This is a genomic window from Rhodococcus sp. CX (assembly GCF_015865005.1).
In the GTDB taxonomy this organism is placed as follows: Bacteria; Actinomycetota; Actinomycetes; order Mycobacteriales; family Mycobacteriaceae; genus Rhodococcus.
The window spans coordinates 14,607-37,976 of sequence record NZ_JADZGH010000061.1 but is presented as its reverse complement, the minus strand read 5'-3'; the positions used below and the strand labels follow the sequence as shown (position 1 = coordinate 37,976).

The following is a 23,370-nucleotide window of genomic DNA, read 5'->3' as shown; positions in this document are numbered from 1 at the left end:
CGTCGGCGGCGCGAGCGCCGGCGCAGGGCTCGCTGCCGCGCTGTGCATCCACCTCGCCCAGGTCGGCCTGCCCCAACCCGCACTCCAGCTCCTGGTCTATCCCATGCTCGACGACCGTGAGCATGGATCCGTCCGGGCGCTCGAGGGCGGCGCCGGTCATTGGGGTCTGTGGCGGCTCGAGGCCGAGCGCCTCACGTGGCAGGCCTATCTCGGCGGGCTCGACGGCGCGACACCGCCGGCCACGGCCGTACCCGGACGGGCGAGGCCCAGCGAATTACGCCGCGTAGCACCCGCATTCATCGGTATCGGCGACGTGGACGCGCTGCTCGATTCCAATCTGCTCTACGCCACACAGTTGTCCCGTGCCGGGGTTCCGGTCGAACTCCACGTCTACCCCGGGGTGATCCACGGCGGTTTCGTCGCACAACCCCGCACGCGACAGACCCGGCGATTTCTCGACGATGTCCACGCCGCGTTGCGCAGAACCTTCGGCACAGCCGAAACCGACGCGGCCGAAAACTGACACGGCTCGAAAGCTACGGCCGCTTCCGGGCGGCCTTGCTGAGCCGGAACTCCGGAGGGAAGTTCTCGTCGTTGGCCTTGACCGATGAGGTCAGCCCCGCCTCCATCATCGCGGAATTCAGATGGAACTCGTGCTCGTCCGGACGGACCAACCGTCCCATCGACTCGATCATGCCGGTGAGGAGACTTCCCATGTACTCCCCCTGATGCTGTTTCATCATCTGGAAGAACATCTTCTGGATGACCACCGTGTCCGTCGGACGGTTGCGCGCGCACGCCTGGGCGTACGTCTGCACCTCGGCCTCGAGACGGTCGCGGGTCACGACCTTGTTGAGGAAGCCGCATTCGTACATCTCGTCGGCGGTGAACGGCCGCCCGGTGAACACCATCTCCTGGAAGCGCCGGATCCCCATCGTCATCGCCCAGGTCCACATGCGCGGCCCCCAGCCCACGTAGCGGAAGGCCGCATGTCCGAACAGCGCGTCGTCGGAGGCGATCACGAGGTCGGCGTCGGCGGCCTGATAGAAGTGCCACCCGTAGCAGTACCCCTTGACCTCGACGATGCTGATCTTGCCGAACTCCTGCAGGCTCCGGCAACCGGATCGGGCGTTGGCGAACCACGGTCCGTAGTTGCCCATGTTGCGGTACGAATCCTTCGGCGGATAAACGACATCGGGGGCGTCGATCTTGAACTCCTTGAGCCGTTCGGCGGAGTCCCCGTTCTCGACGCCCTCCATGAAGTCCGGCAGGTCGACTCCACTGCCGAAATCGTCGCCCTCGCCGCGCACCACCAGCACCTTCACATCGTCGTCGATGTTCGCTCGATGCAGGAGGTCGGCATACCGCAGGCGCGCCTCGACCGTCGGCGCGTTCAGCCGGTCCGGTCGATTCAACGTGATCGTCGCGATCTTCGTTGCCGGATCCTTCTCGTAGAGGACGATTTCCTCTGCCGACGGAGGTTCGCTGTTCGACATCCTCTTACTCCTCTTGTGGTCCGGTGATGCTGCTGTTCCGGTCGGCCGCGAGCCGGAAGCGCGACCGTCTCGAGCATCCTCACACCCGGCCGCGCAGACAGTTGGTCGATCCGCCGAAATCGTCAGGCGGAGAACGGCACCCGTCAGGTGCGGTGAAAGTTCCGGCCGTCAGCCTGCTGCCGCGTCCGAAACGTCGTCCACCAGGTACTTCTCCATTCCCAGAACGCTCAGCAGTTGCGCCGACAGCAGACCGGCGTCCTGGGCGATGCCCGCGGCAGCCACGAAACGGTCCGGGCGCAGGAACAGGACGGATTCGCTGTGGGCGTCGAACCACTTCTTCAGCTGCCCCGGGTCGCCGACCACGGTCACGTCGTCGCCGTACGAGGTCTGCCCGATCTGGGCTGCCGGAACAACGGCAACGAGTCGGGCGCCGATCGCGCGCCACGCCTCCACGCTGCGTTTGTCGAGGACCGCGGTGGGGTCGTTGTTCCAGCAGAGCACCGCGAACCAGTTCCCGAGCGCCTCGTCGAGCAGGCACCGCCCGTTCTCGGTGACCACCTCGGGCTGGATGAACATCCGTCCTACCGGCGAGGTCTTGCCGGGGCGAGGGACGACGGCGCCGGTCTCGTACCGCGGCATCGGCTTGAACCGCATCTCCAGGATGTATCGCTTCAGCGTGGGGAGCGCGGACGCCGAGCGGAGCACCCTGTCGCGGAGCCAGGCGAGGCGCTCGTTCCGCACCGAGATCACCCGTCCGACCATGGTGGACAGGTCGATCATCGCTCGTGCGTGGCCCCGTCGCTCTTCGTCGTAGGTCCTCAGCAGATCGGATTCGGCCTGACCCGAACACACCGCCGCGAGCTTCCAGCCGAGGTTCACGGCGTCGCGCACGCCGCTGTTGTATCCCTGCCCCTGCCAGACCGGCATCAGATGCGCCGCGTCGCCCGCGAGGAAGATGCGTCCGCGACCGAACTCCCCCGCGATCCGCGAGTGGTGGGTGTAGATGCGGTACGCGATGATCTCGGCGTCCTCCGGGCGCGGGATGTGCCGGCCCAGGAGCTTCCGCACGAATCCGAGATCGTCGACCTCGGTGTCGGACTCGTCGTCCATCAGCATGAATTCGAAGCGCCGGATGCCGTGGGCGATCGAGATGGAGGCGTAGGGCCGCACCGGGTCGGCGCCGACGTAGCTGTTCGGCGAACCGAGGGGGTCGTGGGCGAGGTCCACGACGAGCCAGCGCGTCGACGACGTGACACCGTCGAACGACGTGCCGATGATCCGTCGGGTGCGGCTCCGGCCACCGTCGCAGCCGACCACGTATCGCGCGCGCACCCGGCGCGGACGATCGTCCTCGAGGAGTTCGACCACGACACCGTCGTCCACCTCCCGCATGGTCTGCATCGAGGTGGACCAGCACACCTCGACGGTGACGAAGCGTCGAAGTCCGTCCAGGAGTTCTGCATCCACGAGCGGCTGGACGAATCCGTTGCGCCGCGGCCAGCCGAACTGCGCTTCACTCGGCGCCATCTCCGCGAGAAGCTCACCCCTGCCGTTGACGAACCTCAGGATCTGATTCGGGATCAGGTGTCGTTCAACATGTTTCGCCAGTCCGATGCTCTGGAACGCGCGCATGGACTCGTCGTCCAGACCGACGCCACGCGGGTAGTCGATGAGCACGTCCCGCTCTTCGACGACGAGAACCTGCAGCCCTCGCGCTCCCAGGATGTTCGCCAGGGTGAGCCCGACGGGCCCGGCCCCCACAACGAGGACGTCGACGGCGGCAGGCACCGCGGCGGATCGTTCTCGAGCGTCGGTCACGTCGCCCCCTGGATGAGTGTAGTAATTATCGAACGTGCCGTTTCTATATACACACAGACTATGGCGAACGCGAGGTAACTGTGTCAACAGGCTGAGCGGGAATGGTGTATATAATGAATTGCATGTTGCTTTATTCGCACATGCGCGGCTGTGTCTCGACCGGGTCCGGTCCGGCATGACGACTTCCGACGCACGCTCCCGGCCCCAGCCCCAGGTCGGAAGCCAGACACTGGCTCGCGGACTCACCGCGCTTCTCGCAGTGGTGGATTCACCTACCGGCATGACCGTTCAGCAACTTGCCGAACAACTCGGGGTCCATCGTTCGATCGCGTACCGGATCCTGCAGACGCTACGCGACTTCGGATTCGTGACACCCGGCTCGGACGGTGTCTACCGCCCCGGCTCACGCCTGGCCTCGCTCTCGACAGCCTATCTGCCGGCGTTGCGCGAGATCGCCACCCCGGTGATGCGGCGTCTCGCCGACCGTGCCGGATGCACCGTCCACCTGTTCGTCGCCGAGAGGGACGAAGCCGTCTCCATCGAGGTCGTCGAGCCGGTCACCGTCCCCCAGCACATCTCCTTCCGCGCCGGGATGCGCACGACGCTGGATCGCGGAGCGGCCGCCTACGCCCTCCTGTCGGCCGGCCGGGCTCTGCCCGACGAACCCGAGGCCGTCACCGAGGCGCGCCGACGCGGATACGCCACGAGCGCTGGCGAGATCGAATCCGGCGTCTACGCGGTCGCGGCGCCCATCGCGAACTCGCACCCCATCGCGTGCCTCACTCTCATGAGTCACCGGGAGGAGCAGCTGACCGCAGCCGCACCGGAAGTTGTCCGGGCCGCAGAGGAAATCGCCCGAGCGATACTCGACGCCTGAGCATCGGGCGGGCGTTCGCGTCTCACCGTCCTGCGTCGTCGCACAGGAACCCGATCACGGCCTTGTCGCAGGTCTCCCGCTGCTCCCACTGGGCCCAGTGCCCCGCGCCGTCGATGAACAGGAACTGCCCGTCCGGCAGTTTGTCGGCCATGTCCATCCCGGCCGCAGCGGGTCCGGACGGGTCGTCGCTGGTCCAGATCACCAGCACCGGCACCGTCACCGCCGCCAGATCGGCGTCGGTCACCATGTTGCGCCGGCGCACCTCGGGATCCTGCAGGCACAGGACGTGGCGCATCGACTCCGCAAACCCCGGCTGCGAATAGATCGCCCGGCGACACCCGACGAGTTCGTCTGTGACACTGGCGGGATCGGCCATGAGCCACTCGAGGCGCGCCCGGATGCGCTCGTGGGTCGGTTCGTCGGCGGCGGCCTGACTCAGGTCCCGGATCCGCGCCATCACCTCGGGGGCTGCCATGGTTCCCCCGGGTGTGTTGAGCACGATCCGGCGCAGCCGATCAGGATGTGCGACAGCGAATTTGATCGCTACCCAGCCGCCGAGCGACTCGCCGCACAGGTGCGCCCGCTCCAGACCGAGATCATCGAGCAACGCGGCGAGATGGTCGACGTAGGCGTCGAGTTCGAGGTCGCGATCGGCCGGAGTCGTGTAGCCCTGCCCCGGGAAGTCGTAGGCGACGACGGAGAAGTGCTCGGCGAGCGCCGGTATGTTGCGCGAGTAGGCCTCCAGGTGACCTCCCGTGCCGTGCATGAGCACCAGCGCAGGCCCGGATCCCGCCCGCAGCACACGGGTTCGCCATCCGTCGATCTCGCGGTACTCGATCGTATGAGCCACCGAGCCGAGGTCGTCCCACATCGTCATCGCGCACCAGCCTCCTTCTGCATTGCCGTGGTGACGGCGAACCCGGCGAACCATTCCTTGATCGGCCGGTAGTACCGGCTGGTCATCTCGTAGGAACCCTGCGTGGACAGGGCCGCGTAAGCCGCGATCCAGGTACGGATCTCGTGAGCGGAGCGGCCGGCCTCCCCGGTGAACCAGTCGTTCGGCTTCTCGTCGAACGCGGCGATGTCGCCCGACTCGAACGCATCGAGCACCAGGGCATCCCACTCCGGATTGAGGTCGTGGAAGTCCGCCGATCCCGCAGCGAACGCCCCGGCGGCGGCCACGGTACGAGACTCCCGCTCCCGCCGTTGCTCTGCAGTCGGGTTGCGCCCGTGCGTGATCCGCGCGGCGACCTCCGGAGTCGCACCCTCCAGCCGCGGAACAGGCGGATCGTGCGAGAGACCACCGGACCCGACGACGAGTACTCTCTTCCCGGATTCCCCCAGGACCCGCCCTGCCGCCTCCCCCAGCAGACGGGCTCGGCTCGCCGGGCCGAGCGGCTCGGCCACACAGTTGACGAACACCGGAACCACGGGCGGGATCTCGTCCACCGACCCGAACAGGAAGAGCAGGGGCTGGACGAAACCGTGGTCGACCTGCATCGCTTCGGACAACGCGACGTCGACACCCGAATCGAGAGCATGCCGCGCGATCGAATAGGCGGCGTCGCGGTCCACCGGGAGCGGCCCGCTCGGCAGGCCGTAGTCACCCACGGATGCCGCTGCTGCACCGACGCAGAACGACGGCATCAGGTCGTACAGGAATCCGTTGTAATGGTCGGGGGCGAAGACGAGCACGAGTTCGGGATCGAAGGCTTCCACGAAAGCCCTGGCTCCGGCTAGTTGTTCGCGCACTTCGCGCACGACGTCCGCCGCCGGATCGTGCAGGCCGATCAGCGGCGAGTGCGACGAGGCGCACAAGGCAAGCGGCATGGCAGCTCCGTCCGTCGACCGGCCTGTCCTTGCCGGTGATGCCCCGACCGTTGTTCTGTATATACACAAGCAACCTCGGTATATACACGCGTGACGGTAGCATGCGACACACAGACCCACAACGAGCCCGGAGGGCGAATCCGGTTCGATCCCAATCGAACCGGTGGGATCGTCAGTCCGACAGCGCTGCGAGGATCTCGTCGGTGTGCTGCCCGTGCCGAGGTGCCGGCCGCGCCTCGGTGTACCGACCGTTCCAGCGCAGTGGCGATCGTGCGGTCAGGACGGGCCCGATCCCGGGCTGGTCGACGTACTGCACCACCGCGTCCGGGCGGGCCGCGAGATCGGCGGCGACCTCGTCCATCGTCCGGTACGGCGCCCACAGCACTCGGGTGCCCGCAAGGTCCGCTTCGACCTGCGCGAGGGTGCGCGACGAGAACCACGGGGCGAGGATCGCGGTGATCGCATCCCGCGCCTCGAACCGATCACCTTCCGCGGTCAGATCGAGGCCGCGTTGCTTCTCGAGCGCCGCGAACACATCCGCGGTTCCGGTGACCTCGACCAGCGCCCGCCACTGCCCCGGCGTCAGGCCGACGATCATCACCGAACGACCGTCGCTCGTCGGGAAGTCGGAGCCGTAGCTGCCGAACAACGCGTTCCCGATCCGGTCGCGACCGGACCCACGCGCCTCGGCCTCGGCGAGCCAGCCCATGCTCGCGACCGCGGAGACCGCGACGTCGTCGAGGGCGAGTTCCAGGTAGCTGCCCTCACCGGTCCGGTCACGCCGGTGCAGTGCCGTGACGATGCCGAGCGCGGCGTGGACACCGGTGATCAGGTCCCACGCGGGCAACACGTGGTTCACCGGCGCGGTGTGCTCGGCCGGTCCGGTCATCGACGGCAGTCCGACGGCTGCGTTGACGGTGTAATCGACGGCCGGGCTTCCGTCCGCGTTGCCGGCGATGTGCAGGTGGATCAGGTCGGGCCGGCGAGCGGCCAGCGCCTCGTGTGCGAGCCAAGGGGCATGCGCGGCGTTCTCGAGGACGATGCCCGCCCGGGCGATCAGATCGACGACCACCGCGCGGCCCTCGTCGCTGCGCAAATCCACCGCCAGGGACCGTTTCGCCTGGTTGAGACCGGTCCAGTAGAGGCTCTCGCCGTCGTCGGTGAGCGGCCAGCGCCCACCGTCGACGGCCCCGCCGACCGGGTCGACGCGGATGACGTCGGCACCGAGTTCGGCGAGCATGCGTCCCGCGGTGGGACCGGCGACGAAACTCGACAGGTCGACGACCTGGACGCCGTCGAGGGGGCGCGCGGTCACGACACCCGCTCGAAGATCGCGGTCAGACCCTGGCCACCGCCGATGCACATCGTCTCGAGGCCGTAGCGGGCACCACGGCGGTCGAGTTCACGCAGCAGGGTCGCGAGGATGCGCACACCGGTCGCGCCGACCGGATGCCCCAGCGAGATACCGGAGCCGTTGACGTTGGTGCGATCGAAATCTGCTGCGGTGAAATTCCATTCGCGGGTCACCGCGAGTGCCTGCGCGGCGAACGCCTCGTTGAGTTCGATCAGGTCGATGTCGGCGAGGGACAGACCGGTACGCTTCAGCGCCTTCTCGGTGGACGGCACCGGACCGATACCCATCTCGGACGGGGCGACGCCCGCGGCAGCCCAGGTCACGAGCCGGCCCAGCGGCCGCAACCCGAGACGCTCTGCGGTGGCACGGCTGGTGACGACACAGGCTGCGGCACCGTCGTTCTGGCCGCTCGCGTTGCCCGCGGTCACGGTCGCGTCGGGATCCTGCTTGCCCATGATCGGGCGCAGTTTCGCGAGGGTCTCGACGGTGGTGTCGGCGCGCGGGTGTTCGTCGCGATCGATCACCTTCGGCTCGCCCTTGCGCTGCGGCACGGTGACCGGCACGATCTCCTCCGCGAACTTGCCGGAGTCGATGGCCGCGACCGCGCGGCGATGCGATTCGACGGCGAGTTCGTCCTGCTCGAGGCGGGAGATGCCGTACTTGCGGCGCAGGTTCTCCGCGGTTTCGAGCATGCCGCCCGGAACCGGATGGTTGCGGCCGCCGGCGGTGACGCGACCGCGGGCGAGCCGGTCGTGCAGGGCCGCGGGAGCACCCTTGGCGCCCCAGCGCATCGATTCGGTGTAGTACTCGGCGCGGCTCATGGATTCGACGCCACCGGCGATCACGATGTCGGCGACACCGGTCTGGACGCGCATCGCCGCGTCGAGCACCGCCTGCAGGCCCGAGCCGCAACGACGGTCGAGCTGCAGCCCGGGGACGGTGACGGGCAGGCCGGCGTCGAGCGCGGCGACCCGGCCCATCGCCGGAGCCTCCCCGTTGGGGTAGCACTGGCCGAAGATCACGTCGTCGATCTGCTCGGGGTCGATGCCCGTGCGGGACACCAACTCCGACACGACGCGGGCGGCGAGGTCGGTGGCGGGCACGTCGACGAACATGCCGCCGTATCGGCCGACGGGGGTGCGCAGCGGTTCGCAGATCACCACATCGGTGGCGCCGGCGGTGGAATCAGTCACGGCGGTAGTCCCTTTCGCGATCGGTCCAGTTCTGCGCCCACTCGCGCAGCTCGACGGCCCTGATCTTCGTTCCGTTTCCGCCCACGGTGGTGGGCAGGTGATCGACGATGTGCACTGCCGACGGCACCTTGAACGCCGCGAGTTCCTCACGGCACCAGCGCTTCAACACGTCGGCATCGGTGTCGGTGGACGCGTCGTCGGTGGGGACGACGAACGCGACGGCCTGCGTGTAGCCGCCGTCGCCGGTGATCCCGACGACCTTGACGATCCCCACGTCGGGGTGCTGCGCGAGGCGGTGCTCGATCTCCGCGGGGTCGACGAGGAATCCACGCAGCCGCAGCACATCTCCCATGCGGCACACGAATCGATAGGCGCCGTCACCGGTCGCGACCGCGAGGTCGCCGCTCCGGAACCAGCCGTCGGCCGTGAACGCGCGCTGCGCCGCCTCCGGGTTGCCGAGATAGGCGTCGACGACGTTGGGACCGCGCAACTGCAGCTCACCCTGCTCACCGGCGGGAAGGACGCGGTCGTCCACCGGATCGACGATCCGCGCTTCGATCCACGGTGCCACCGGCCGTCCGCCGCCGTTCCAGCGCACCGACTCCGGATCCTCGGCGGACCACAGCAGTGTGAGCGCGAAGACCTCGGACGAACCGAACACACCGGAGGTGAGGGCACCGAATTCGTCGCGGGCCCAGCGGGCGACGTCGTGGGATCGACCCAGGAAGTCGGCGATACCGAGCCACTTCAGAGCCGACAGGTCGGAACGTTGCTCCGTGTGCCAGGTGTCGTACAGCCGTCCGAACAGGTCGTCGCCGCCCACCACGTGGGTGACCTTCAACTCCTGCATGCGGCGGAGCACCGCGGCGGCGTCGAACACCGGCTCCATGAGCAGGCTTCCACCACCGGCGAGCGTCGCCATGGCGGTGCTGAATCCGAACACTCCGGACACCGGCAGCACGCACAACGTCACATCGCCGGGGACCACTCCCATGATCGCGGCGTCGGCGCGACCGTGCCGCACCACCGCCGAATCCCGGTGCGCGGCAAGCTTGGGCGTGCCGGTGGACCCGGAGGTCGTGAACGCCGCCGCAAGCAGGTCCGACGGATCGGCGACCGCACCGGCGGCGGTGACCGTCGCGGTGACCGGGGTACGGGGTACACGGGTGCCGCGGATGTCGCCGCTGCCGACGAGCCATGCTCCGCCGCCGAGGTCGAATCCCGCCGGGTCGACGGGTGTGGCCGGTGCGGACGGACCGGTGACTACCGCGACGGCCGGGGTGGCGACCTCCGAAGCCGATTCAGCTGCGGCACTCAGTGTTCCGAACAGATCGAGACCGTGGAAGGACGCGGCCACGGCGACCACCGCCGGGCGGGCGGCGACGAGGATGTGCGCGACCTCGCCGGTGTTGTAGCGGGTGTTGACGCCGATGACGTGGGCGCCGAGCGACGACGCGGCAAACTGCCACACCAGCGCGTCGGACCAGTTCGGCAGCATCGCGGCGATGCACTGGCCGGATTCGATTCCGGCATCCGCGAGTTCGGTGCGCAGGGCATCGACCTGTTCACCGAAACGGGCGCGGGTGCAGGTGCGGATCTCGTCACCGACGACGTCGAAGGCGAGCGGCGCGTCCGGGTCGGTGGCGATCAACTCCGCGAGGAGTCCGGTCAGCGACGTGGTATCGGTGGTGGTCACAACGCAACCTCCTCGGAATCCCTTACCGAAAGATCGGTTTCGCCGAGTTCGCGGAACCAGGTGTCGACGACGGCGGCGAAGTCGTCGACTTCCTCCATCGGGTAGTGGCCGATCCCCGCCAGCCCGGTGTACCGCGCGAGGCCGGGATGCGCCTCGTTGACGCGGGCGGCCACCTGCTCGACCTCGGCGGCGCGGATCCACGGATCGTCGAGGCCGGCGACGAGATGGATGGGTGCGTCGATGAGGTGCAGACGGTCGCGGACGTCGTGGCTGCCCCAGCCGATCAGATCGGACGAGGAGATCTCGGGGTCCTCGCGCTTGTGCATCGTCGCGATCACGCGTGCTTTGTCGTCGGGCACCGAGGTGCCCACCGACGCCAGGGTTCCGAGATAGGTGCGTTCGGCGCGAGCCGGGCCGGCAACGTCCTCGAGTTCCCGCCGCAGTCCGGCGACGTTGACGCGACCCGGACCGGCCTCGGCCTCCATCGCGACGGCGCCGGCCAGCGGACGTTCCGGGCGGACAGACAGTTCGAGGGTGAGCTTGCCGCCGATGGAGCAGCCGACCACATAGGGGCGCTCGATCTCGAGTTCGTCGAGGACGGCGCAGAGCCAGTCGCCGTAGGCGGTCAGCGACGTGACCGGTCCGCCCGGGGCCGGCTCGGAGCGTCCGTGGCCCGGCAGATCGGGCACGATGACGCGGTATCCGCGGGCGGCGAGGTCGCGGGCGACGTGACGGTACTGCACGCCGCTCTGCCCCGCGGTGTGGATGCAGAGCACGGTCGGCAACGTATCCGGCGCGGGATGCGCATCGGGGGTGACGATCTCGACGAACCCGAGGGCACCGGCGATCTCGAGGTAGCGCGCTTCGATCACGGCCGGACCTCCTGGGCGAGTGCGCGCGCGTGCGCGATGACGATGTTGAGCGGTTTGGTGAGTCGCAGGTACTCGTATCCGTCTCCGCTGGAGGAGAATTCGCCGCCGATGGCACGGCGCATGAAGTCGTCGCGTTCGGCGAGCACCACCTCGGCCCAGAGATGGGCCGGCGCAACGAAGGTGAAGGTCGCGCCGTGCGGGGTGCGCCGCGTGACGTCGACGATGCGACCCTTGTAGATCCGCAGGTGCAGTTCCCGGTCGTCGCAGCGCAGACCGATCGTGCCGTCCCAGCTCGACAGCGACGACGCGAATTCCGCGTCCTCGTCGAGGCGGGCACGCAGCAGCTCACCCCACGCCGCGGTGCAGAAGTCCAGCTCCGGCCGCGCCGGGGCCGCCGTCGGATCGTCGAGCCGCCAGGTTTCGGTTCCGCACTCCCGTACGGTTCCGGTGTCGTCGACGAGCCGGACGTACCGGTCGACGATGCCGTCGGCGACGCGCGTGACCAGCACGTCCGCGTGAACGGTGTCGTCGTGGGTGACCGGACGGCTCGTGGACCAGGTGATGCCGGTCCGGGTTGCGCCGGGGATGGGCGGTGTCAGCAGTTCGGCGGCGATCGCGCCCGCGAGCGCACTGCCGCCGGGCAGGGCGATGCCGGCTTCGGCGAGCAGCGGGGCGAGTTCCCGTGCGGCTCCGGCGATTCGGTCTCCGACGGTGACGAGATCGGATGTCGTGAGGGTCATCAGTCTTCGACCCTTCCGAGCAGTTCGTCGGAGATGATGCGCATCTGGATCTCGCTGGTGCCCTCGAAGATCTTCGTCAGGCGCGCATCCCGCCAGTGCCGTTCGACCTGGAAGTCGGTGGTGTAGCCGGCACCGCCGTGGATCTGCACGGCCTCACTGGTGACCTGTTCGGCCATTTCGGTGGCGACGAGTTTGCACATCGACGCCTCGAGCGAGCAGCGCCGCCCGGTGTCGATGTCGGTGGCGACCGAGTACATGAGCTGGCGGGCCGCTTCGATGTCGGCCGCCATCTTCGCGATCTTGAACCGGAGGTGCTGGAAATCGCCGATGGGGCGGCCGAACTGGCGGCGGGTGTGGACATACGCGATGGAGTCCTCGAGCGCGGCCCGCGCCAGGCCGATCGCCCGCGCCGCGGTGTGCGCGCGGCCGACCTCGAGTCCCGACACGGCGAGGTAGAAGCCCTTGCCCTCCTCGCCGAGCATCGCCGACGCCGGGATGCGGAAGTTGTCGAACGACAGCTCCCAGGTGTTCCATCCGAAGTAGCCGATCTTGCGGACCTTCGTACCGGAGATCCCTTCCGGGAAGCTGCCGCGTTCCTTCTCCACCAGGAACGCGCTGATGCCTCGGTGCGGCTTGGCGGGGTCCTTGTTCGGGTCGGTGCGCGCGAACAGAACCAGGTAGTCGGCTTCGTCGGCATAGGTGCACCACATCTTGGTGCCGTTGACGACCCACTCGTCGCCGTCGCGGGTGGCGCGGCACGAGATGTTGGCGACGTCGGATCCGGCTTCGGCCTCCGAGAGCGCGTAGGCGCCGAGGTATTCGCCGCGGGCGACCTTCGGCAGCAGTGCCGCCTCCTGCTCCGGGGTGAAGCCGCCGCCCATGCCGTTGCCGCGGGCGAGCAGGCCCGACACGCTCATCCAGGCACGGGACAGCTCTTCGGCGACGAGGCAGTACTCGAAAACGCCGAGCCCGAGGCCCCCGTGCTCCTCCGGGATCATGATGCCGAAGAAGCCGATGTCGGCCATTTCCTTCTTCAGCGCATCCGGGATCGTGCCCTGGACGGGGTCGAGTTCGTTGGCGACGGGCAGCACCTTCGTCATCGCGAAGTCCCGCGCGAGGTCGCGGATGGCGAGGCGTTCCTCGGTGAGGTAGCGCGGGGTATCGGTGCGTGGCTGGGACGGCCGGTGGGTCATGGACACTCCCTCGATGGGCCGGGCAGGCGGGCAAGCAAGGCATTAACGCTTGTTCACCCAGTACAGCATGACCTCCGTCACCCCGTCAACGGCTGAACGCTACGAAGGCCGGTATCCGACGAGGTTGAGGGCGTAGACGCCGTAGTCGTCGGCGACCTGCTGGGCCGTGAGCGGACCCTCGGGCCGGAACCAGAGTGGGATGCCTGCGCACATCGTCAGCACCGCCGTGACGGCCTGATGAACGTGCGGAACCGAGAAAACACCCTGGTCGACGCCGTCTCGAGCAATGTCGACGAACAGCTGTTCCTGCGCGTCGCGGGAGCCGACGACGCGCTTGCGGTCCACTTCGCCGAGGTAGCGCAGTTCGGAGTTGGCCACCAGGCAGGCGCGGGGATTGCGGGCGGTGTACAGGGCGTGCGCCACGACCGCGGCACGCCAGCGATCGGCCGGATGCGCGCCGGCCTTGCGCAGGGCATTGCGGGTGACGGTGAACTGTTCGTCACTGGCCCGTCGCAGGATCTCGACGAGCAGTTCGGACTTGTTCTCGAAGTGGTTGTAGACGTTCGCAGCGCTGCAACCTGCACTGTTGGCGATATTGCGCATCGTCGCACCGTGGAATCCGGACGCATAGAACTCGTCGAGCGCCGTCTCCAGAATGCGTTCGCGCACCCCCACCTGCACACCAACCGACCGAGTGTTCATGTATCGGAGCGTAGAGGTCGATCAAACGACCAGCAAGAACCCCGACTTGACCACCCGATAACCCCTGGAATATGGTCCACCTCACATGAACGTGCGTTAATCACCGTCCATTATCGATCTCGGAGGATCACGCTGTGACCGCCATGGAGTTCACCGGCGAGGCCACTCTCGCCGACCGCATCGCCCGCCTCGAGGACCTCGAGGCAATCCGCTTGCTCGACGCCCGCTACTGCCGCCACCTCGACGACGGGGACTGGGACGCGCTGATGGACCTGTTCACCGACGACGGTGAATTCGACGGCCTGTCCCACCCGCGCGGGAAGGCCGAGATGCGCGAGTTCTTCGCCGGCCTCGCCGACGGCGGACTGACCGCCTTCTGGCACTTCATCACCAACCTGGAGATCGACCTCGACGGCGACCGCGCGACCGTCCGCTCGTTCCTGTGGCAGCCGTGCGTCACCGACGGGGTCGCGAGCGTCGCCGCCGGCCGGTACACGGATGAGGTCGTCAAGATCGACGGCCGCTGGCTGTACAAGGTCAAGCAGGTGCGCTTCCACTTCTTCGGACCACTCGAATCCGGTTGGGAAGAAAACCTTTTCGCATTGGAATCCGCACGCAACGCGGCGGTGCGGGCATGACCGAAACCGTCTCCTCGAACCCGACATGGGTGTGGATGCTCCAACTACCCGAGGTCGCCGAACTTCGCCGCCGCCGTCGCACCGTGACCACCGCGCTGGGCACGATCACGATCGTGTTGTTCGCGAGCTTCCTCGTCGGTTTCATCGCGCTCCCCGAGCTGCTGGGCAACACCTCGCTGCTGGGCGTCCCGCTGTCCCTGTGGGTCGTGTTCTCCCAATTCGCGGGAACCTGGGCGCTGGTCTGGGCGTATTTCCGGCTGTCCCGCACCTACATCGAACCGGCAGCGGACGCAGCGATCCGCGCGGTGTCCGACCATCGTGAGGAGCTCGTATGACCGGCGACGCCGATTACCTGGCCATCGCGATCTGCAGTGCCGTCATCTCATTGACCCTGTGGGTGACGTTCGCGGCGTCCCGTCGCGCCAAGAGCGCGGACGGATTCTTCGCGGCAGGCCGCTCGATCTCCAGCTGGCAGAACGGCTTTGCGATTGCCGGTGAATTCATCTCCGCAGGAAGCTTTCTCGGTACGACCGGACTGATCTTCTCCAAGGGCGTCGACGGAACGGTCATCCTGTTCACGTCGGTGATCTCGTTCCTGCCGGTGCTGTTTCTCCTCGCCGAGAAGATGCGCAATCTCGGCAAGTACACGCTCGCCGACGTTCTGGTGTTCCGCACCGAATCCCGCAACGTGCGTGTCGTCGTCGCACTGAGCACGATCACGACCGGCACGTTCGTCCTGCTGGCCCAGCTCGTCGCGGCAGGCGTACTGCTCGAATCGGTTTCCGGGATTCCGTTCTGGATGTCGGTGATCGTCGCCGGAACCCTCATGGGCATCTACGTGTTCGTCGGCGGCATGCTCGCGACCACCTGGGTTCAGGTCATCAAGTCGTCGATCCTTTCCGTCCTGGCGATCATCGTCTGCCTCGGCATTCTCGCGCAGTTCGGGTTCAGCTTCCCCAAGGTCCTCGATTCCGCCACCGACCACGCCGCAGCCGGCGATGCGATCCTCTCGCCCGGGCTGATCTTCGGTCAGACGAGCGCGCTCAACCTGATCTCGTACTCGCTGGCGTTCGCACTCGGCACCGCCGGCATGGCGCACATACTCATCAGGTTCTTCACCGTGCCCGAAGCCAAGACCGCACGGCGTTCGCTCGGCTGGACGGTCGCCCTGTGCAGCGGGTTCTATCTCATCGTCATCGTCATGGGCTTCGGAGCTGCCGCACTGCTCGGCGACGACGGTGCCCAGCGGGTCGGCGCGGGCGGCAACCTCGCCGCGCCAGTCCTCGTCACCGAACTCGGCGGCGGTGTCGGCACGGTCGGTGGTTCCGTCGCACTCGCCCTCGTGGCCGCTGTGGCATTCGCGAGCATCATCGCGGTGGTCGCCGGAGTTGTGATCTCGGCTGCCGGCACGTTCGCCCGGGATGTGTGGCCGACGCTCACCCGCAAGGCCCTTCCGGAGAATCTCGATGCCGGGTCCCAGGCCAGGGAGGACGACGCGCAGGCGCGAGTCGCCCGGATCGGTGCCGTCGCCTTCAGCGTTGTCGCGATCGGGCTGACCATGCTGATCGGTGACGACACCAACATCACCTACTTCATGGGCATGGCATTCATGGTTGCAGGTAGCGCGCACCTGCCCGCACTGGTGCTGAGTCTCAACTGGCGTCGGTTCAACAGTACGGGCGCGGTGTGGGGGATCCTCGTCGGGCTGGTCTCGACCGTCGTAAGCCTGATGTTCACCCAGGCGCTATGGCTCGGCGACGGACCGGCACCGCTGACCATCCAGCTTCCTGTGATTATCACAATGCCGCTCGGCCTGGCCGCCTGCGTGATCGGATCGCTCGTCGGCGAGAAACTCCGCGGGCGGAGTCCGCACGACGATGAGAAGTTCGCCGAGATGCTGGTGCGTGCGGAAACGGGCATCGGCGCGGAGATGGCATCCACCTCTCACTGACGCCGACGGCCCGGAGCTCTGCACCCGCTCCTTTCCGAGCGAATGTATCGCCTGCTCTGTTGAAGGAGACGAACGATACATTCGCTCGGAAATAGGGGCGGGAATGGGCGGGAAACAGACGGGAGAACGGCGGGGAGGGACGGCTAGTCGAAGGACATGCCGGCGTCGGCGCCGCGTTGCCTGGTGCTGTTCGCGCCGTCGAGCGACTCGCGGATGATGTCCGCGTGGCCGCTGTGGTGTGCGGTCTCACGAATGATGTGCAGCAACACCTTTCGCGCACTCCACCACTCCCTCTCCGGCGCCCAGGGCGCGGTGGGCAGCGGCACCTGCAGGTCGAGATCGTCGAGTGCCAGAACGAACTCCTCGGTGTTCCGCGCGACCTCGGCGTACGCCTCGAGCAGGCCGGCGAGGGTTTCGTCGTCGTTCATGTAGTACTGCACCATCGCCGACTCCATGTCGAACGTGGTGGTGTCGTCGAGGTTGCGGATCGTCTCGATCCAGGTCTTCTCCGTCGCCGTGACGTGCTTGATCAAACCGCCGACCGTGAGATCGCTGACGGTGCTGCACGTGCGGGCCTGTTCGTCGGTCAGGTTGCGGGCGGTGATCAGCAGCATCTCGCGCTGCTCCGCGAGGATGTCGAGGATGTCCGCGCGTTCTCCGGTTCGGGAATTGTCGGTCATGTCCACTGCCCTTCCGTCGTCGTGATGATGTAACCCACGGTAGGAGCGATTGCGGACAACTTCGGTCACCAATCGGCGGGCGATGAGAAACCACGTCCGCGCGGGTCTGTTCGTGCATGACCATCACACACACCATCCCCGTGTCCGGCGGCCGGCTGCACTGCGAGGTTCGCGGCGCCGGCCCCCTGCTGATCCTGACCGGCGCCCCGATGGGCGCCGCGGCCCTGGCCCCGTTCGCCGAGGTCCTCGCGGACGACCACACCGTCGTCACCCACGACCCGCGCGGCATCGGGCGCAGTGTCCTCGACGACCCGCACTCCGATTCGACCCCCGACCTGCGCGCCGCCGACCTCGTCGCCGTACTCGACGCCCTCGACGCGGAATCCGCCGACGTCTTCGGCACCAGCGGAGGCGCGGTCACCGGTCTCGCCCTCGTGACACTGCACCCGAAGCGGGTACGCACACTGGTCGCTCACGAACCGCCGCTCCTCGAGTTGCTGCACGACGCCGCCGAGCGACGCGCCGCGGTGGATGCGATGGTCGACACCTTCCACCGTGACGGCCTCGGTGCGGCGTGGGCCGCGTTCATGGCCTTCGCCGGATTCGACTCCGGCGCAGCCGGGCCCGACGAACAACCCTCCGGTCCCCCGCCGGGAGAGTCACCGGACCAGGACCTCGCCGACGGCGCCCGCTTCTTCGCCCACGAGATCCGGGGAACCACCCGCTATCTGCCCGACCTCGCCGCGTTGGCGGCGACGCCCGCACGACTCGTGGTCGGCATCGGCGCCGAGTCGCGGGGGCTCGTGACGTACGCGACGTCGATCGCCCTGGCCGAGGCACTTTCCTTGACACCGAAGGAGTTTCCGGGAGGTCACGCCGGATTCGTCGAGCAGCCCGAGAAGTTCGCCGCCGTGCTGCGCGATGCACTCACCCGGCCGTGAGACGTGCGGTCAGGCCGCGAATCCGACAGCACCGACCACCGGGATGATCGTCATGAACACGATCGCGACGGCGAACAGCGTGATCGTCACCTTCTTGTCCCACTTGCTCCGGGTTCCGGTCGCGGCGAGCATGAAGAACACGAATCCGATGCAGATGGAGACGATGCCGATCATCACGGGTGTTTCGAGCATGCCCCCATCATCGCGTATGCCGAAGTCCCGGTCGCCGTGCACCTGCGCCGGGTGAAGCACGTCACCGGTTGAGCTGCGCGATCCGCCCGCTCAGCACCGTCGCGAACCCGGTCCACGCCGCATAGGGTGCCAGTGCCGCACCCGCGATGGGCACGGCGTCGGCGGTGCGTCGTACGAGGTCGGCACTACTGGCGGCGAGCACTGCCGCGACCACCGTTGCCGGGACGAGCCGTCCGCCCTTGAAGAACACCCACGACCACGAGCCGTTGAGCACGAGATTCGCGGCGAGCGCGGCGACGTACGCGCGTCGCGCATCGAGTTCGCGACGCCGGGTCAGTTCGTCGATCGCCGCTGCGGAGGTGACCGCGATGTCGGCGTACAACGCGGTCCAGACGATGGGGAAAGCCGACGCCGGGGGCTGGAACGACGGCTTGCGGAGGCGGCGGTACCAGCGGGAATCCGATTCCCGGGAAGCGATGGACCCGACGAAAGCGGTGATCGCCGTCGCCGCCGTGGTTCCCAGTACCGTTGCTGGTCTCATGCCCCACACCCACCTCTCCTCGGCACAGTTGCCCCGTGCGTCTCCGACACAGTTGCCCCGTGCGACTTACCCGCACACCCTCCGGCCGAAACCCACGCACTCCGGGCGGTAGCGTGGATGGTCCATACAGATCAGGGGGACGGATATGGAACACGGTGGTCTGACGCAGATCGGCGACGCGGTGTGGGCGTTCGTGCGCCCGGGCGGCGGATGGGGCGAAGCGAACACCGGGCTCGTCGTCTCCCCCGGCGCGGCATCCCTGGTCGTGGACACCGTCTGGGATGTGGCGTGGGCCAAGCGCATTTCCGACGTACAGCGACCGCTCGTCGCCGACGCTCCCGTCACGGAAGCGGTCAACACCCATTCCGACGGAGATCACTGGTGGGGCAACGACACACTGCCCCCGACGGCGCGGATCACCACCAGTGCGGCGGCGTTGGACGCGATGCACGAGGACCTGCCGCCCGCCGGCTTGAGGGCGCTGGCGACCGCGGGCGAGTTGATCGGCCGCATGCCGGGGCCGGTGAGTGCGGCTGTGGCCTACTCGGCACGGGTGCGAGCGGGGGCCCGATTCCCCCGTCGCACACCACGTTTGCCGGACCGCACCTTCGACACGACCCTCCGGCTGACGGTCGGCGATCGCACGGTGGACCTCGAGCGCCTGGGCCCGTGCCACACCGCGGGCGACGTCGTCGTGCACGTGCCCGACGCGGGCGTGGTGTTCACCGGCGACCTGTTGTGGGTCGGATCCACCCCGATCCTGTGGAACGGTCCGCTCGACAACTGGTTCGCCGCCCTCGACCGCCTCATCGGGTGGGACGCCGCGGTGTACGTTCCCGGTCACGGGTCGACCGGGACCGTCGACGACCTGCGCGCCCTCCGCGACTACTGGTTGTGGCTGCGCGACGTCGGCCACGTCCACCACGAGCGCGGAACCTCCGTGCGGCAGGCGACGCGAGAAATAGTGCGCAGCAACGAATTCGGGCGATGGAGCTCGTGGCATGCGCCCGAACGGCTGGTGTTGAGCCTGAGCACACTGTTCGACCAGTGGAACGGCAATCCGCCGGGCGCTCCCACCATCACGCGCCGCGCCCGCGCTTTCGCCGACGCGGAAACACTTCTGCGCGAGGGACTGTTCCGAACTCCCTGACTCCGAAGCGTTCCCGCGACCGACGGCCTTCCCGCGACGACGCCGTCACCCGGTCAGGTGAGGAACCTGCGGAACAGGGGGCGCTCCGCCGCCGCGATCAGCATCCGCTCGTAGCCGTACAGGAGGTTCGCCCGGATCCGCCGCGCCGGGACGTCGTAGGCGCCGATGTAGTCGACGATGGTCTTGTCGAAACTCAACTTGAACTGGCCGACGCCGTGCAGCGGATGCGCCGGGTCGTCCGCCTCCCACGACGGCGGGGTCCCGCACATGTCGTACCGCACTGCCCCGTGTTCGCGCGCCCACCGCATCAGTTCCCACTGCACCGCGTGACCGACGCCGTGCGCGCCGAGACCGTTCTCCTCGGACCGGCCCGGCCCTTTCCGCACCGATGCCCCGGTCAGGTACAGAGCGTTGTCACCCACGAGCATCGCGTAGGCGCCGGCCACGACCTTCCCGTCGAGACGCGCGAGGAACAACTGGCCGTTGCCGCTGGCCTGCAGCCGCTGGTAGAGGCTGCGGACATGCTCGAAGGTCCGGATCGGGAACCGTCCGTCGGCCGTCGCGGTCAGCAGGTCGTAGAGGATGCGGCAGTTCTCGTCGGTCGCCTCGACCCGTTCGACGACGACACCGACCCGGGCTGCCTTGCGGATCCAGCGGCGTGCCCGCTGCCCGAAGCGGGCCAGCACGTCGTCCTCCGATCCGGTGATGTCCACGACGATCGTGTGCGACGGCGCCCACCCGGGCACGCGCCGATACCCCGCCGCGAGCAGACGCTCCCGCTCGGCGGCATCGTCGCGGATCAGCGGTTCGATCCGCACGGTGAACACACCCTGCTCGGCCGCGAACTCCGCCAGCGCATCGGACACCCGCATGAGGGTCGTGACGTCGAGTACGCCCGGTCCCGCCGGCAGGTGCCACAGCCGCCCCAGCAACGGGATGCGCCGCTCGAGCACGGTGCAGGCGATGTCGTCGACCATCAGATAGACCGGAGTGAAGCCGAGGACCCGCTCGTGTTCGGAGTACTCGCGGCCACGCCAGACCGAACCTCCGTCGGGATTCGCGGCGACGAGCTCGTCCCACCGGGCCAGCTCGTGCGCCTGCGCGAGGCGCACTTCCGCTTTCCGCACTACGCCGAGGTCGTCGGCAACTGCATCCACAACCATCTGTCCCTCATCTCACTGCGATGCGTTCCGCCCCGCACGGCGGCAGCGCACCCCGATCCGGTTCGCGGGTTCGTAAGTGCCCGCAGCACTTCGGAGAACGCATATCGCCACGCGCGATCCGGCTTTTCGGCTTCACCGACCGGACGGGCAACGCGTTGTACTCAGCAGCACTGTCGAGGTCCGTCCCGCCTCCGTTATCCGCGGGACAGGGTGAAACAGAGGGTGATAGCCGTTGAAAGTGCAACAATCATCTGTTCGTACGACACGCCGTGACGGTCGGCCGACCGCCCCTCCCCAGAAACGAATGAAGGGCACGTTCGACCGGTTGGACCGGTCGAACGTGCCCTTCACCGTGAGGTGCGGCAGCCCGGGTCAGGAGGTGACGAGGGCCTCCCGCGCCTTCTCCTTGCGGTTGCGGTAGACGCTGGAGGCGAAGGCCGCGCCGATCAGAGCGATACCGACGAGACCGGTGACGATCTCGGGGACGTGCGTGCCGATCGAGTACAGCAGGATCAGCGAGAGCGCACCGATCGCCCAGTGGGCGCCGTGCTCGAGGTACACGTACTCCGACAGCGTGCCCTTGCGCACCAGGAAGATCGTGATCGAGCGGACGAACATCGCGCCGATGAAGCCGAGGCCCAGGGCGATGATGATCGGGTCGGACGTGATCGCGAACGCGCCGATGACGCCGTCGAACGAGAACGACGCGTCGAGAACCTCGAGGTAGAGGAACAGGAAGAAGCCGGCCTTACCGGTGGCCTTGGCCAGACCGGACGGCCCGCCCGCGGACTCCTCGTCCTCCTCGGGGATGTGGAACATCTCGCCGAGCCCGTTGACCGCAATGTAGGTGATCATGCCCAGCACGCCGGCGATCATCACCGTCGAGACCTTGTCGTCGGGCGCGATGACCGTCGCCGTGATCAGCAGCAGCGCCGACGCGACGACGACCTCGAGCTGGTCGAGCTTGCCGGCCTTCGCGAGGGGGCGCTCGATCCACTGCAGCCACTTGATCTCGCGATCCTCGAAGATGAAGTGCAGGAACAACATCAACAGGAACATGCCACCGAACGCAGCGATCTGCGGATGTGCGTCGGTGATGAGCGTTTCGTAGCTGGGGCTGCCGTCGGGGAAGTACGCGGCGCCGTCGGCCGGCGGATTCAGGGCGAGTCTCAGCGCCTCGACGGGCCCGAGGCCCGACGCGGCCCACACGATGACCAGCGGGAACACCAGGCGCATGCCGAACACGGCGATGAGGATGCCGACGGTGAGGAAGATCTTCTGCCAGAAATCGCTCATCCGCTGCAACACGGTCGCGTTGATGACCGCGTTGTCGAACGACAGCGAGACCTCGAGGACGCCGAGGATGGCGGCGAGGAACAGAGCTTGGGGGCCGCCGTACAGGAAAGCGACGACGAGGGAGACAACGGTGACGGCGAACGACGCCCCGAATATTCGCAGTAACACGACTGCGGCCTTTCTTGATCAGTAGTCAGGTCGATGCAGCGAGGTACTGCAAAAGCCAGGAAGACGAGTCCGGTCCCGGCTACGGACGGCCGGGACCGGATCGAGTTCATCGAACGAGCTAGACGTTGACGCCGTAGTCGCGGGCGATCCCCGCCAGGCCGGACGCGTATCCCTGACCGATCGCGCGGAACTTCCACTCGGCGCCGTGCCGGTAGAGCTCACCGAACACCATGGCGGTCTCGGTGGAGGCATCCTCGGTGAGGTCGTAGCGGGCCAGTTCGGTGCCGTTCGCGCGGTTGACGACGCGGATGTAGGCGTTGCGGACCTGACCGAACGACTGGCTGCGGGCCTCGGCGTCGTAGATCGAGACCGGGAAGAAGATGCTGTCGATGTTGGCCGGGACCGCCGCGAGGTCGACGTTGATGACCTCGTCGTCGCCCTCACCCTCACCGGTACGGTTGTCGCCGACGTGCTCGATCGAGCCGTCGGGCGACTTCAGGTTGTTGAAGAACACGAAGTGCTGGTCGGACACGACCTTCTTGTCGGCACCGGTTGCGATCGCGCTGGCGTCGAGGTCGAAGTCGGTGCCTGTCGTCGTGCGGACATCCCAGCCGAGGCCGACGGCCACAGCGGTCAGGTTCGGCGCTTCCTTGGTGAGGGAAACGTTTCCGCCCTTGGTCAAGCTGACGCCCATGCGGGGTCCTTTCGATCGTGGGTCGGCGGGCCCGAACGGACCCGCCCGATTTGCGCGTGTTCTCTCCAGCCTAAACGGATACCCGCGGCTGCGCTCCCGCCCTCCTCGCCGACCCGCGGCCGAGTCGGACCGACCAGTACCATTCGGGTCGTGGCGAGCCGATTCACGCGCCGACTCTTCGGGGG

23 protein-coding genes and 1 pseudogene are annotated in these 23,370 nt (G+C 67.7%); 7 read left to right on the top strand and 17 right to left on the bottom strand.

Going from position 1 to position 23,370, the window contains the following annotated elements; genetic code table 11:
• A partial coding sequence (locus tag I0Q12_RS06150) for an alpha/beta hydrolase fold domain-containing protein (protein ID WP_197251094.1) occupies positions 1 to 523 on the top strand: 523 nt, incomplete at its 5' end.
• A gap of 13 nt (positions 524 to 536) precedes the next feature.
• Here I0Q12_RS06150 and I0Q12_RS06145 read toward each other — a convergent pair.
• Together I0Q12_RS06145 and I0Q12_RS06140 are read right to left on the bottom strand one after the other, a co-directional pair.
• Positions 537 to 1,496 (bottom strand): enoyl-CoA hydratase/isomerase family protein, encoded by a 960-nt coding sequence (locus I0Q12_RS06145; protein ID WP_197251093.1) that lies wholly within the window; start codon positions 1,494 to 1,496, stop codon positions 537 to 539.
• A gap of 219 nt (positions 1,497 to 1,715) precedes the next feature.
• Positions 1,716 to 3,314: pseudogene (locus tag I0Q12_RS06140) on the bottom strand (bifunctional 3-(3-hydroxy-phenyl)propionate/3-hydroxycinnamic acid hydroxylase); the annotation flags it as partial.
• Between the two features lie 175 nt (positions 3,315 to 3,489).
• Here I0Q12_RS06140 and I0Q12_RS06135 point away from each other — a divergent pair.
• Entirely contained in the window at positions 3,490 to 4,191 is a 702-nt protein-coding gene (locus I0Q12_RS06135; protein WP_197251091.1) for an IclR family transcriptional regulator, read from the top strand.
• 22 nt (positions 4,192 to 4,213) lie between these two features.
• On the opposite strand, the gene I0Q12_RS06130 is transcribed toward I0Q12_RS06135, so the two are convergent.
• The 9 genes from I0Q12_RS06130 to I0Q12_RS06090 all read right to left on the bottom strand — a co-directional run bounded on the left by I0Q12_RS06130 (position 4,214) and on the right by I0Q12_RS06090 (position 13,771).
• Positions 4,214 to 5,068, bottom strand: a complete 855-nt coding sequence (locus I0Q12_RS06130; RefSeq protein ID WP_231610101.1) for an alpha/beta fold hydrolase — start codon at positions 5,066 to 5,068, stop codon at positions 4,214 to 4,216.
• The gene (locus I0Q12_RS06125) at positions 5,065 to 6,021 is read right to left on the bottom strand and encodes a 3-carboxyethylcatechol 2,3-dioxygenase (RefSeq protein ID WP_197251090.1); all 957 of its coding nucleotides are present in this window, start codon (positions 6,019 to 6,021) and stop codon (positions 5,065 to 5,067) included. The genes I0Q12_RS06130 and I0Q12_RS06125 overlap by 4 nt, the downstream gene beginning before the upstream one ends.
• 172 nt (positions 6,022 to 6,193) lie before the next feature.
• Entirely contained in the window at positions 6,194 to 7,336 is a 1,143-nt protein-coding gene (locus tag I0Q12_RS06120; protein WP_197251089.1) for a CoA transferase, read from the bottom strand.
• Positions 7,333 to 8,568 carry an acetyl-CoA C-acetyltransferase gene (locus tag I0Q12_RS06115; RefSeq protein WP_197251088.1) on the bottom strand — a complete coding sequence of 412 codons (1,236 nt, stop codon included), beginning with the start codon at positions 8,566 to 8,568 and terminating at the stop codon, positions 7,333 to 7,335. Before I0Q12_RS06115 ends, I0Q12_RS06120 begins: the two co-directional genes overlap by 4 nt.
• Complete coding sequence (locus I0Q12_RS06110) at positions 8,561 to 10,264, bottom strand: AMP-binding protein (RefSeq protein ID WP_197251087.1); 1,704 nt, start codon at positions 10,262 to 10,264, stop codon at positions 8,561 to 8,563. The genes I0Q12_RS06115 and I0Q12_RS06110 overlap by 8 nt, the downstream gene beginning before the upstream one ends.
• Positions 10,261 to 11,136: an alpha/beta fold hydrolase gene (locus I0Q12_RS06105; protein ID WP_197251086.1), complete on the bottom strand. Its 876-nt coding sequence runs from the start codon at positions 11,134 to 11,136 to the stop codon at positions 10,261 to 10,263. The genes I0Q12_RS06110 and I0Q12_RS06105 overlap by 4 nt, the downstream gene beginning before the upstream one ends.
• Entirely contained in the window at positions 11,133 to 11,876 is a 744-nt protein-coding gene (locus I0Q12_RS06100; RefSeq protein ID WP_197251085.1) for a hypothetical protein, read from the bottom strand. The genes I0Q12_RS06105 and I0Q12_RS06100 overlap by 4 nt, the downstream gene beginning before the upstream one ends.
• Positions 11,876 to 13,069, bottom strand: a complete 1,194-nt coding sequence (locus I0Q12_RS06095; protein ID WP_197251084.1) for an acyl-CoA dehydrogenase family protein — start codon at positions 13,067 to 13,069, stop codon at positions 11,876 to 11,878. The genes I0Q12_RS06100 and I0Q12_RS06095 overlap by 1 nt, the downstream gene beginning before the upstream one ends.
• Before the next feature lie 99 nt (positions 13,070 to 13,168).
• Positions 13,169 to 13,771, bottom strand: a complete 603-nt coding sequence (locus tag I0Q12_RS06090) for a TetR/AcrR family transcriptional regulator (RefSeq protein ID WP_197251083.1) — start codon at positions 13,769 to 13,771, stop codon at positions 13,169 to 13,171.
• Between the two features lie 143 nt (positions 13,772 to 13,914).
• On the opposite strand from I0Q12_RS06090, the gene I0Q12_RS06085 reads away from it, so the two are divergent.
• From I0Q12_RS06085 to I0Q12_RS06075, 3 genes are read left to right on the top strand one after another with little or no spacing between them, the layout of a single operon-like run.
• Complete coding sequence (locus I0Q12_RS06085) at positions 13,915 to 14,409, top strand: nuclear transport factor 2 family protein (RefSeq protein ID WP_197251157.1); 495 nt, start codon at positions 13,915 to 13,917, stop codon at positions 14,407 to 14,409.
• Positions 14,406 to 14,744, top strand: coding sequence for a DUF485 domain-containing protein (locus tag I0Q12_RS06080; RefSeq protein WP_197251082.1), 339 nt, complete (start codon positions 14,406 to 14,408; stop codon positions 14,742 to 14,744). The genes I0Q12_RS06085 and I0Q12_RS06080 overlap by 4 nt, the downstream gene beginning before the upstream one ends.
• A complete protein-coding gene (locus I0Q12_RS06075; protein WP_197251081.1) occupies positions 14,741 to 16,360 on the top strand; it encodes a cation acetate symporter in 1,620 nt (539 codons plus the stop codon). The genes I0Q12_RS06080 and I0Q12_RS06075 overlap by 4 nt, the downstream gene beginning before the upstream one ends.
• A gap of 143 nt (positions 16,361 to 16,503) precedes the next feature.
• Here the strand turns inward: I0Q12_RS06075 and I0Q12_RS06070 are convergent, their stop codons facing one another.
• The gene (locus tag I0Q12_RS06070) at positions 16,504 to 17,040 is read right to left on the bottom strand and encodes a DinB family protein (protein WP_197251080.1); all 537 of its coding nucleotides are present in this window, start codon (positions 17,038 to 17,040) and stop codon (positions 16,504 to 16,506) included.
• A 116-nt stretch (positions 17,041 to 17,156) separates the two neighbouring features.
• Between I0Q12_RS06070 and I0Q12_RS06065 the strand changes: the two genes are divergently transcribed.
• Positions 17,157 to 17,981 (top strand): alpha/beta fold hydrolase, encoded by an 825-nt coding sequence (locus I0Q12_RS06065; RefSeq protein ID WP_197251079.1) that lies wholly within the window; start codon positions 17,157 to 17,159, stop codon positions 17,979 to 17,981.
• Positions 17,982 to 17,990: 9 nt separating this feature from the next.
• On the opposite strand, the gene I0Q12_RS06060 is transcribed toward I0Q12_RS06065, so the two are convergent.
• A complete protein-coding gene (locus I0Q12_RS06060) occupies positions 17,991 to 18,173 on the bottom strand; it encodes a hypothetical protein (RefSeq protein WP_197251078.1) in 183 nt (60 codons plus the stop codon).
• 61 nt (positions 18,174 to 18,234) lie between these two features.
• Positions 18,235 to 18,714 (bottom strand): TspO/MBR family protein, encoded by a 480-nt coding sequence (locus I0Q12_RS06055; protein ID WP_197251077.1) that lies wholly within the window; start codon positions 18,712 to 18,714, stop codon positions 18,235 to 18,237.
• Positions 18,715 to 18,859: 145 nt separating this feature from the next.
• Between I0Q12_RS06055 and I0Q12_RS06050 the strand changes: the two genes are divergently transcribed.
• Positions 18,860 to 19,864: an MBL fold metallo-hydrolase gene (locus I0Q12_RS06050; protein ID WP_197251076.1), complete on the top strand. Its 1,005-nt coding sequence runs from the start codon at positions 18,860 to 18,862 to the stop codon at positions 19,862 to 19,864.
• 53 nt (positions 19,865 to 19,917) lie between these two features.
• Here I0Q12_RS06050 and I0Q12_RS06045 read toward each other — a convergent pair whose 3' ends face one another.
• From I0Q12_RS06045 to I0Q12_RS06035, 3 genes are all read right to left on the bottom strand, one after another.
• Positions 19,918 to 21,027 (bottom strand): peptidoglycan bridge formation glycyltransferase FemA/FemB family protein, encoded by a 1,110-nt coding sequence (locus I0Q12_RS06045; RefSeq protein WP_197251075.1) that lies wholly within the window; start codon positions 21,025 to 21,027, stop codon positions 19,918 to 19,920.
• Between the two features lie 372 nt (positions 21,028 to 21,399).
• The gene (locus I0Q12_RS06040; protein ID WP_197251074.1) at positions 21,400 to 22,491 is read right to left on the bottom strand and encodes a DUF475 domain-containing protein; all 1,092 of its coding nucleotides are present in this window, start codon (positions 22,489 to 22,491) and stop codon (positions 21,400 to 21,402) included.
• Positions 22,492 to 22,609: 118 nt separating this feature from the next.
• A complete protein-coding gene (locus tag I0Q12_RS06035) occupies positions 22,610 to 23,185 on the bottom strand; it encodes a TerD family protein (RefSeq protein WP_197251073.1) in 576 nt (191 codons plus the stop codon).
• Positions 23,186 to 23,370: the final 185 nt, after the last annotated feature.